The 7,947-nt window shown below is 32.8% G+C and carries 10 protein-coding genes; 1 reads left to right on the top strand and 9 read right to left on the bottom strand.

Features of this window, described 5'->3' with window-relative positions:
- From JFT89_RS14455 to JFT89_RS14425, 7 genes are all read right to left on the bottom strand, one after another.
- Nucleotides 1–639: FAD-dependent oxidoreductase (locus JFT89_RS14455; protein WP_201040275.1), on the bottom strand; the 639-nt coding region annotated here is incomplete at its 3' end.
- Nucleotides 640–842: 203 nt separating this feature from the next.
- Nucleotides 843–1,439 carry a TetR/AcrR family transcriptional regulator gene (locus JFT89_RS14450; protein WP_002065578.1) on the bottom strand — a complete coding sequence of 199 codons (597 nt, stop codon included), beginning with the start codon at nucleotides 1,437–1,439 and terminating at the stop codon, nucleotides 843–845.
- A 156-nt stretch (nucleotides 1,440–1,595) separates the two neighbouring features.
- Nucleotides 1,596–2,303, bottom strand: coding sequence for a phosphotransferase family protein (locus JFT89_RS14445; protein WP_016095404.1), 708 nt, complete (start codon nucleotides 2,301–2,303; stop codon nucleotides 1,596–1,598).
- Between the two features lie 116 nt (nucleotides 2,304–2,419).
- Nucleotides 2,420–3,214: a VOC family protein gene (locus JFT89_RS14440; RefSeq protein ID WP_201040274.1), complete on the bottom strand. Its 795-nt coding sequence runs from the start codon at nucleotides 3,212–3,214 to the stop codon at nucleotides 2,420–2,422.
- A gap of 117 nt (nucleotides 3,215–3,331) precedes the next feature.
- The gene (locus JFT89_RS14435; RefSeq protein ID WP_201040273.1) at nucleotides 3,332–4,165 is read right to left on the bottom strand and encodes an alpha/beta hydrolase; all 834 of its coding nucleotides are present in this window, start codon (nucleotides 4,163–4,165) and stop codon (nucleotides 3,332–3,334) included.
- A 136-nt stretch (nucleotides 4,166–4,301) separates the two neighbouring features.
- Entirely contained in the window at nucleotides 4,302–5,054 is a 753-nt protein-coding gene (locus JFT89_RS14430) for a class I SAM-dependent methyltransferase (protein WP_201040272.1), read from the bottom strand.
- 292 nt (nucleotides 5,055–5,346) lie between these two features.
- Nucleotides 5,347–5,694: a winged helix-turn-helix transcriptional regulator gene (locus JFT89_RS14425; protein WP_080001758.1), complete on the bottom strand. Its 348-nt coding sequence runs from the start codon at nucleotides 5,692–5,694 to the stop codon at nucleotides 5,347–5,349.
- Between the two features lie 186 nt (nucleotides 5,695–5,880).
- On the opposite strand from JFT89_RS14425, the gene JFT89_RS14420 reads away from it, so the two are divergent.
- Nucleotides 5,881–6,597, top strand: a complete 717-nt coding sequence (locus JFT89_RS14420; protein WP_002065585.1) for an SDR family oxidoreductase — start codon at nucleotides 5,881–5,883, stop codon at nucleotides 6,595–6,597.
- 208 nt (nucleotides 6,598–6,805) lie between these two features.
- Here JFT89_RS14420 and JFT89_RS14415 read toward each other — a convergent pair whose 3' ends face one another.
- Together JFT89_RS14415 and JFT89_RS14410 are read right to left on the bottom strand one after the other, a co-directional pair.
- Nucleotides 6,806–7,228 (bottom strand): STAS/SEC14 domain-containing protein, encoded by a 423-nt coding sequence (locus tag JFT89_RS14415; protein ID WP_087944614.1) that lies wholly within the window; start codon nucleotides 7,226–7,228, stop codon nucleotides 6,806–6,808.
- Nucleotides 7,229–7,328: 100 nt separating this feature from the next.
- The coding region (locus tag JFT89_RS14410; RefSeq protein ID WP_201040271.1) for a GyrI-like domain-containing protein at nucleotides 7,329–7,947 on the bottom strand (619 nt) is incomplete at its 5' end.

Here is a 7,947-nt window from a genome sequence, read left to right as displayed (position 1 = left end):
CATTTGTTTATCGAAACCAGTTAAAATATCTTTACTTCCTTCAATAATTGTTACTACAGAACCAAGGACAGCATATGCAGAGCCTAATTCAGTACCAATATAACCGCCACCGATTACAATCAATTTACTTGGAACTTCCGTTAAATTAAGTGCACCTGTAGAGTTAATCACACGTTTTGTAAATTTAAATGTTGGCATTTCAACTGGGCGCGAGCCTGTAGCTATAATTGCATTTTTAAATGTATATGTTTGAACTGCATCTTTATTGATTACCCGTATAGTGTTAGCATCTATGAAATAAGCTTCACCTTTTATCACATCTACTTTATTACTTTTTAATAACCCTTCTACACCATCTACTAATTTTTTTACAACGCCGTTTTTAAATTCTTGTACTTTTGCAAAATCAACATTTACACCAGAAGAAAAAATACCCATATTTTCTGAATGCTTTGTTTCCTCAAAACGATGACCTACAGAAATAAGTGCCTTAGATGGAATACAGCCAACGTTAGCACATACGCCACCAAGATTCTCTCTTTCTATAATTGCCACTTGTTGCCCTAATTGTGAAGCTCTTATTGCAGCAACATATCCTCCAGGGCCAGATCCAATTACGATTGTTTCAAATTCTCTCATATCCCTTTTCACACTCCTCCAAAAATTAGAAACAGGTAGTCCGAAATCGTTCATATTCTACACATTTTTCAATTTACTATTTTGTATTAGTACCATTCTTCTCTCATCCGTTCTTTCATAGTTCCATCATGGAATTTCTATTAAGTGATCACCCCCTCAAAAAAGAAACTGAACAGTCTCTTTTTTGCGATAAAAATTACGGCTTAGTTAGCCGTAATTTGTTTTTCCAATTCATCTAAAAGTCGTGACGATACTGTATCAATATAAACTGTATCTTGGTATAAGCGTGACAAGGCAAGTGCTCCTTCAAGAGAAGAAATCCAGATGATAGCAATCTGTTTTGCTTGAGTATCTGGTTTTAACTCTCCTTGCTCAATCCCATACGTAATAACCTTTTCAATTATTCCAAGTAATTGATTCATCGCTATCTGTGCTTGTTCTGCCATGAGAGGATGGGAATCATCTGCTTCTAACGTTACGTTCATGATTGGACACCCTCCAGGAAGAGGATCATTATGAATGAGAGATGTAAAAACTGAAATAAAAGTTTTTAACTTATCCAACGTATTGGATGCTTTTTTTATCTCTTCGACATAACGCACTCCCATTTGTGAAGTTGCGTGCTGAAAGGCTTGAACAGCCAAGTCATCTTTATTTTTAAAGTGACGATAAATACCACCCTTCTCTAGCCCAGTCTCTCGCATAATATCAGAAATTGAAGAACCACTATATCCCTTTACATTAAACAGAGCAGAGGAACGATCAAGAATCATTCTTTTTGTTAATTCACCTTTACGCATTGTGTCCCCCTAAAAGAAAACGTTTGGTCTCTTTTAAGTATATGACAAATCGAAATGAATTAGCAAGAAAAATAACGGAGAGAATCAATGAGTAAAAAAATAAATGATTCACTATTTTAATAGGGATCAAAATAAATACTTGAAAACATCTTTTATTTACAGAGGTGTACTCTCTGCCAATCTAGCTGCGCTAATAATAGGAGCCCACTGGAAAATTTCATCTCTTAATAGACCTGTTTTTTTGCAATATATATGTAAATACATTTCAGCTAATTCCACTGAATTCTGTGAATACAATAAGTATGTCCGAAACACATCTGCACGAATATCACCTGAACTAGCATCAACCCAATCTATAATATTCACATCACCATTACTCATAATTAAATTAAACGGATGAAAATCACCATGACATACTCTAGGTTCAAATGTGATTGAATCTAACTTTTTTAATATATTTCCCTTTTGTTTTTCATCCAGATCATGTACGGAGTTAATTTGACGATAAAGCCTTTCTTCCATCGGTTCTATTTCATCCGAGCTCACAGATATAGCATGAATTTTTTGTTGTACACTAACACATATACTTATGTAATGCTCCGCTTTACTTAAATTATTAAGCAAAAGCTCACCAACACTTTCTCCTTCTACATATTCCATAATAATAGCTTGCCTACCTTGTATCTCTGTAACTTCAAATACTTTAGGAACGTGTAAACCACATGAATATGCATACTTTTGTTTTTGTGCTTCGTATAGAGATTCTGTATTAGGGAGGTATTCTTTAAACAATTTCACAACTTTATTATCACAAAGATAAATTTCAGCCGTATTTCCTTTGGCTATCGGATTTCCTAGATTCAATTCATTTCTCTCCTTACAGTAAATTAGAATAACGCCTTATAGTCCTCTATAAATTCAGTGTAATTATACTGAAACCCTTCTTCATGAAAATGAAAAAAACTTTCCCCTCCCTATAATTATATAGAAAGTGGTAAGTTTAATTTTCTAGGAATATCGGAATGAAACTCCGGTGTATGCAAAACAGAAAATGAATACCCTTGTTGAATAAACAATACTTCAGTATGTTTACTTTCAAATGGAACACCATTTTTCTTAAAGTTATTTTGGATTTGTTGTAAAAACGCATGATCCGGTGTTCCGAATGAAACATGTACTTTCGGTGGTAAAGCTTTCATCGCGATTGGAATCCACGGTCGCTGCCACCAGGTTGCGATGATATATGCAGTGCCACCTATAACAAAGTTGAAAATATCCCCATCTTCCTTCGTTTTCATGTCTAGATTTGATTTCAACCATTCCGTAAATACAGGTACACTTTTAACCGGAAGACCAATTTCCCTTACGTATAAAATGTTTAACGGTGAATGCGGGACTAATACCTCTTCTTTAACATAACTATGTGCGATAATTTCGAGAAGATTTCCATCACCATCTTTAAAGTATAAATTGAATCGACCGTTTTCCTCATCAATTGTATGACCATCTTTCCATTTCACAATGAGTAATCCAGAGCCTTCAAGCCATCTTACTGTTTCATGAAATTTTGAATATGGAATCTCAAAGGCGAAATGCGCAGGTGCAATTGGTTCATACACTTCTTGAAAGCTAATTGTTGTGTATGGTGTTACTTCAAATTGAATAAATGATGCTGTTTCTTTTTTTATTGGAAAAGATAATATATCTCCGTATACTTGTTTTACTCCTTCTATAGAAACTGTTTGTAGTTTTATATCTGATATATGTGTAATCACTTTACATTCCCCCTTGTTTCTTATTATCTATTCTTATTGTATTACAATTATAAATAGATAAAATCAAACCGAAGGGTGGATTTTTCGTGTAAAAACTACAACTTTAGTATGAATATGTTAGCTCCAATTACTTTTTATTTCCGCTATAACAACTTCTGGTTTATCCCAGTGTAACAAATGTGTAGTATCAGAGATTAATTTTACTTTCGCGCCAGTTTTTAACTTGAAAATTTTCACTGTTTTATCTCTATATTCATCCCATATTTGTGGAACTGTAGCTCGAAGCAATATAATATTAGCCGGTAACTTCTCGTAAATATCTATCGTTTCATCTTTATGCATACCTCTTATTATATTACCAGCTGTTGTACCTCTCGCATGCCAACATACTTTATTAGCCATTTCAATCCCTAGGTCTTTTACAGCAACTTCTAATAATGGAGACCACCTAGTATATGCTTCTTTTTCACTTTTGAAAAATCCATTCCAATTATTAAAAATATATTCTTCAAAATCCTTTTCGTAATACGCGATTTCCTCTTCAAGCGTTTCTTCTTGAAGCCTTTTTGTTTGATATCCACCATCAATAAGAATACTTCCTAGTACTTTTTCTGGATTATTTAATAAATAAAATAGTGCTATAAAACTTCCCCACGAATGTGATAAAAAATAGAAATGTTCAATTCTCAGTTCATTTATTATTTCATTTAACCAGTTTGCTAAATTCAGCATCTCATAATCTTTCGCTCTTTCAAAGGGCGGTGTTTTACCATGCCCAGGTGCATCAATGGAGATAAATCTATACTCTTCCTTTAATTCTTCTGCAATTTCTATAAAACTTAAACTCGTACTACCTAACCCATGTAAACAAAAGATAACGGGCTTTTCATTATTTCCCCACTCAATAATATGTACGTTTATTTTTTCGTTGTTAATATAGTAACGTTTCAAAATAATTATCCCCTATATTTCAATTTTCAGATTACCACTTTACCTATTTCTATGATTTTTAAGTTTTCCCTGCATTCTTTTCCACAAAAAAAGCTGATTTTCTTTTAAAGAAAATCAGCTTTCACGTTAAAATACACTATGATTTAACAGCAATAATCATAAACCTTTTTGAATTCGTACGAATACCTTTTTCGGAACTATTAGCGTCAATGAACTTTTGTAAAATATTAAAGTCCTCTTCTTTTTCTCCAAATCTAGGAATAATAGGCGTATGTTTTAATAAGAAAATAAGATCCTCAGGAGTACTGTAATAATCAGTAACATCATATTCACGTACTTGTACGAGTTCAAATCCTGCACTAATAAGTTCACCCATATAATTATCTTTTAACGTACCATCTCTTTCACCTAAACATTGCCCTCTACCAAATGCTTCTTTAAGATTTAATTTATCATGTTCGCTAACTTGTTGTGTTAAGAAAAAAGCACCTTTTTTCATTACTTTTGCCAATTCAGATGCTACAAACGGCGCATGACAACTTGAAGCAATATCAAAATGAGCATGCGGAAACGTTAAAACTTCAGAATCCATTTGGAGAAATTCAACGTTTTGTACACCTGCTTTATTCAAATTAAAATGTGCTGTTTTGATCATTCCATTAGAATTATCTATTCCAATCAGTGATGCAGCTGAAGATGCTATTTTTAGTACATTTTCGCCTCCACCTGTACCAACATCAAGTAGAATGTCTGCTGGTTTACATCTTGTTTTTACTTCATCATAAAAGTCCCAGATGTCTCCTACAGTTTCACATTTTAATTTACTAAAGTCCCATCCGTTTAATCTTCCCACTTTATCATAAAAGTTTTTATACTCTAATTCGTTCATTTTATTATTTCCCCTTTGCAAAAATGTATCAAATGTTTAATTATGATGATCCTTGAAATAGACTCATAGTTGATTTTATCGTAAAAGGGCCTATGTCTCCTTTTATATCTGCTACGCATTTTTTCAGCCCCGAACAACTAGTTACTTCGAACGATACAGCATTTCATCTATATCACCTCATCTGGAAGACTGCATATATAATAACCTATAACACTATTTAATTATATATTATAAAATACAAATTATTAAAACGATATGTTTCGACACACCACATTTAGTTTACATAATAATATTATAGTTTGTTTTTATCGATATATTCTAAATGTCCTCTTCCCCAACCACACATACTATCTAAAACAGTACTGACTGTTTTACCATGTTCAGATAAGCTATATTCCACTTTAGGTGGTATTTCTTGATAAATTTCACGTTTTATTAGTTGATCTTGCTTTAATTCACGAAGCTGCTTTGCTAATGTTCCTTGAGATATGTCTGGTATTAATCGCTTTAATTCACCAAACCGTTTTGTTCCATCTGTTAATAATATAAATAAAATGAGTGGCTTCCATTTACCCCCGATTATTTGTAATGTCGCTATTACTCCTTTTAATTTCGGTTCCTCTAAATTCATTTTCCTCATCACTCCCCTCAAATCATAAAATATAATGAGTAATTTTTTATATTATTTATCCGTACAACAAGCGATTAGTACGAAATTCGCGACTAAGTACATATAAAGTGCGTACTTTTCAATAGTCATTTTTTAACGAATAATAAAAGCAACACAATTTCATTTTAAATCTTATATTAAGGGAGATGTTTAATCATGTCTATTACTGTATTAAAAGATAAGCATATCGTTATCATTGGTGGGAGTTCTGGTATTGGATTAGCTACGGCGAAACAAGCAATCGAACAAGGAGCACATGTTATTATTGCAGGGCGCTCGGAAGAAAAGTTAAAGGCTGCTCAAGAATATATTAATAACAATCGTCTTCAAACTTATGTATTGGATAATCAAAATAAGAAACAGTTACAAAATTTTTTTAAGAAAGTTGGTAATATTGATCATTTGTTCACACCTGGTGCCTCTTATACACTTGGGCCAATAACTGCTGCAGATGAAATTGCTGAAAGTAGCTTTATCGGAAAGTTTTGGCCACAATATTACGCAGTAAAATATGCGATTCCTTTTCTTTCAAACTATGGATCCATTGTGTTAATGTCTGGTGCATTTAGTCAAAGACCACTTAAAGGTGCGCCTGCTTATGGTGCTTGTAATGGGGCTATTGAAAGTTTAGGGAAAGCTTTAGCTGTTGAATTAGCACCGATTAGAGTTAATGTTGTTTCTCCTGGAACAATACAAAGAGAGAATGAACAAAACGAAAAAAGACTAGCTGCTTATGAAGATTATAAATCTCTTTCTCTTGTACAGAGACCTGGACATAATGATGAAATTGCACATACCGTCCTGTATTTAATGCAAAATAGCTTTACTACAGGCAATCTATTGTTTCCTGATGGAGGATACACATATCACTAATTTATAAAAATTTAATGCCTCCTTAGATTAACTAGTATTGAGGAGGCTGGTATTATTAATTTAGAAACTGATCTAATAATGTAGGATCTTCAATCTGCGAAGAAAAACAATAGTGTTGGAAGCTTGTAAGCAAGTGAATTTTATGACAACGGCAACATTACGGGCATAAAAAACCAGTTGATTGAGAGCAACTGGTTCAATAAAGGTTTTATATTGGATATTCATTCAACCAAATTAATGCTTGTTCATAATCATCAAAGAATTTCACAGATTCTTTTGTATTGGATTGTTGTAAATAATTCATTATCTCCCCTTCTCCAAGGAGAAACGCAATTGCCTTACTGTGATTCAAAATGGTTTCATTGAAGAACTTATCTTTCCATACTTTTTGAACAGAAAAATAATCTAGTGTGTATCCTTTTCTATCCACCAACAATTTGAATTTTCGACCCTCAGAAATAAATTGCTGACAAACCTGCTCGAAGCCATTAAACCATTCATAAACATCATCTGTTTTAATCTTGCCAATTAGATGGGTAACAATTAAATCTCCTGAAACTGTTGTGCTGATATTCTGTTTACTCAAATTGGAATCATCTCCCTTAGTTACAATTATGCGTAAAAATCTCATGAAATCAATAAGGATAAAATTATTACGCAATAAAGCAACATTATTTACGAAAAGAGCCTAAAGAAAAAAGGCATATCAATAATGCCATTTTTCTTTATCATTATTTAATTGGATAACAAACTTCAGTAACCCACTTATTAGGATTCGATTCCATCGCGGGGCTAACATGATAAATATTAAACATCGATCCCGTTAATTCATAACCTGCCGCCTCAATCCATTTTGCCACTGCTTCATTTACGTCTGTCATTTGTTCATAACTTCCGTTTACTATTATAGATGCTACCTTGATTGGCTCAATCTTTTTAAAATGAACATCTTTTGTATTTTCGTACTTCCCTAAAATATTTAGCTGTATTTCTACATCTACATCATTTTCCTTGTATTCTTGATCATGGAAGACAGCAATACTATAACTTGGATTAGCTATACTAATATTCTTAACATTAATTTCTTGCATTAAAATACTCCATAAATCTCCTTCGTAATTATAAGATGGAATAACCTTTCTAACGCTTGCTACTTTTCTTTCTGGAATTTCTTTTAACGAAACATGATAGTTCATCTCAACAAAATCCTCTCTCATCGTTTTCAGTAAGTCTTCGAGGAAACGTAATTGTTTTTGGAGATTGTGCATGTCTTCCTTTATTTGAGCACTACGATTTACAAATTGCGATTTTATTACTTCAATATTTTCACTCTCTACTATTTCTTTAATA

Source organism: Bacillus sp. TH25 (assembly GCF_016650935.1).
Classification (GTDB): domain Bacteria; phylum Bacillota; class Bacilli; order Bacillales; family Bacillaceae_G; genus Bacillus_A; species Bacillus_A mycoides.
This window is presented reverse-complemented; position numbering and strand designations above follow the sequence as displayed.

Excerpts from the sequence above, each read along its gene's own strand:
- JFT89_RS14420 (WP_002065585.1), top strand. The coding sequence starts at position 5,881 with ATGTCTATTACTGTATTAAAAGATAAGCATATCGTTATCATTGGTGGG.
- JFT89_RS14430 (WP_201040272.1), bottom strand. The coding sequence starts at position 5,054 with ATGAACGAATTAGAGTATAAAAACTTTTATGATAAAGTGGGAAGATTA.
- JFT89_RS14415 (WP_087944614.1), bottom strand. The coding sequence starts at position 7,228 with ATGAGATTTTTACGCATAATTGTAACTAAGGGAGATGATTCCAATTTG.
- JFT89_RS14450 (WP_002065578.1), bottom strand. The coding sequence starts at position 1,439 with ATGCGTAAAGGTGAATTAACAAAAAGAATGATTCTTGATCGTTCCTCT.
- JFT89_RS14425 (WP_080001758.1), bottom strand. The coding sequence starts at position 5,694 with ATGAGGAAAATGAATTTAGAGGAACCGAAATTAAAAGGAGTAATAGCG.